We start from the raw sequence: 355 nt of genomic DNA, 5'->3' as shown, positions 1-355 counted from the left end.
GCCGAACCCAGGTTCGAGATGGCCGAGTTGAAGCGGTTCTGAACCGCACCCAGCGAGCTGCGCAGCTTGTCGACCGTGGCCAGTGCCTTGTCGATCAGGGCCAGCGGGTTGGTGCTGCCCGAGCCGGTGAACTGGGCCGTTGCGGTGGCGGCGCCGGCGGTGCTCAGCTCGATTTGGGTGGCGTCCGTGACCGACGTGGTCGTCGAGCCGCCGTTGGCCTGGGCGCCAACCTGCGTAGCGGCGGACAGCGCGTAGTTGTTGCCGCCTTGGGTGATGAAAGCGACCGCGGCGCCGTTGGTGTCGGCACCGACCTTGACCAGCTGGCCAGCCACGGTGTTGCCGGTGTTGCCGTTGG

Annotated in this window: 1 protein-coding gene; it reads right to left on the bottom strand. The window is 68.5% G+C overall.

What is annotated here, in order from left to right:
- On the bottom strand, positions 1–355 hold a 355-nt coding region (locus P3W85_RS08790), incomplete at both ends, for a flagellin (protein ID WP_276264484.1).

The organism is Cupriavidus basilensis (assembly GCF_029335485.1).
Lineage (GTDB): Bacteria > Pseudomonadota > Gammaproteobacteria > Burkholderiales > Burkholderiaceae > Cupriavidus > Cupriavidus basilensis_E.
Note: the sequence above shows the minus strand (reverse complement) of the source record. Positions and strands in the feature narration are given on the sequence as shown.